Source organism: Psychromonas ossibalaenae ATCC BAA-1528 (genome assembly GCF_000381745.1).
GTDB classification, from domain to species: domain Bacteria; phylum Pseudomonadota; class Gammaproteobacteria; order Enterobacterales; family Psychromonadaceae; genus Psychromonas; species Psychromonas ossibalaenae.
Genome location: NZ_KB907070.1, coordinates 1 through 1,489 on the forward strand (window position 1 = coordinate 1; position 1,489 = coordinate 1,489).

Below are 1,489 nucleotides of genomic sequence, written 5' to 3' on the forward strand. Positions count from 1 at the left end.
TAACGCTTTAGATAACGAGCGGATTTAAAACACAAAAAAACAAGACTATCTAACTCGGTCTCAGCCGTTTTAAATTTGTCTCTGTTCATCGACTTGTTGGACATCCGCGTGATGTGGGTCTTGCTTGAATGCCAAACAAAAGCCACCACATATTTAGTTTATATATGCTTGATATGTTAACGCAAAAGCTATTGTTATTCATCAGTTTTTTATCCTCAACAATATTTTAGACAGCACAATGCGACTAGCCTCAACTTAACCAGCAACGCCCTCCGTGGGTTAATGTATTTTAAAATCTTCCTGCTGTTTATTTTGATTACATATTGGGCACTCAATGGTAAGGTTGTAAAGCGCCATCACATCTTGCCAGTCTGGCAATGTGGGCGTCTTGTATTCCGATTGGCCAAATTCACTTCGTATCGTATTAAGTCGTTTGATCAGGCTTGGATGGTATATACCGTAATAACGGATTGTCTGCTGCCGAGGCAGCGGAATATGCTTTAACACCTGAGCTTCAAAGTCGGTGACATTAAGATGCCTAACTTCCTTTCTGCCTGTTTGATGTGAGTGGTATTTAAAGCTCACTAAACCTTTTTTAACATGTAAAATCTGATGATTCTTTAGCGCGCCGCCTCGGATATATCGCGCAAGATAACGGGCAACACCGAAGCCGTGTCGATAGGGTTTACATGCATAAACCTGCCATTTTATTCGACCAAGTTTATTAACTATATTTTTCCAATGCTGTTTTCCTTTTTCAGGAGGATAAACTAATAAACCATTCGTTATTGCGTCTGACACTAATGCTAAAAATTTACCTCGAAACATTCGTTTTACGACTTCAGCAGATAATAACCCTTTACGCTTAGGCACACGCCATTGTCCATTCTCATCAACACCACCATGGGTTATTAACCCGTGAAGATGAGGATGCTCGCCTAAATTCCTTGACCAGGTATGTAACGCTAACATGTATCCGAGTTGGCCTCCGATCTGTCTTTCATCTTTAGACAATGTTTTTAAAGTGCCGCTGACTGCCTTAAACAAACAATCTTGAAACCAAGAGCGGTTATAACGCCATAACGGCAGTAATTCATGGGGGCAGGTAAAGATCCAATGATGATGCGGAGTATTAAGCAGTCGGGCAGACCAATCTGAAAGCCACTGCTCACGTTTAACATTTTGACATTGCGGACAGCCTCGATGCCGACAGGAGTTGTAATACACACCACAAAGGTGCCCATGCTCACAATACTGTCCATGACTTCCCAGCTTAGCAGTACGGCACATAGTGAGAGCATCAACCGCTTTGAGTTGATACAAAGGTAACCTCAGCCCCAGTTTCTTGGGCGGGTATTCTAGAAATAATCGTTGTAACGTCCACTGCTTCATAAATATACAGTATAATTACAACTGTTTATTTATCCAGCTTTCAGTATACAAAGGACGATGGGTATGGCTTCTCTGGGCGTAGCCCGGCATGTTCAAC

At 41.9% G+C, this 1,489-nt stretch carries 1 protein-coding gene; it reads right to left on the minus strand.

Annotation, left to right across the window (positions count from 1 at the left end):
• Window positions 1–279: 279 nt before the first annotated feature.
• Window positions 280–1,392: an IS91 family transposase gene (locus G327_RS25565; protein ID WP_019617277.1), complete on the minus strand. Its 1,113-nt coding sequence runs from the start codon at window positions 1,390–1,392 to the stop codon at window positions 280–282.
• Window positions 1,393–1,489: the final 97 nt, after the last annotated feature.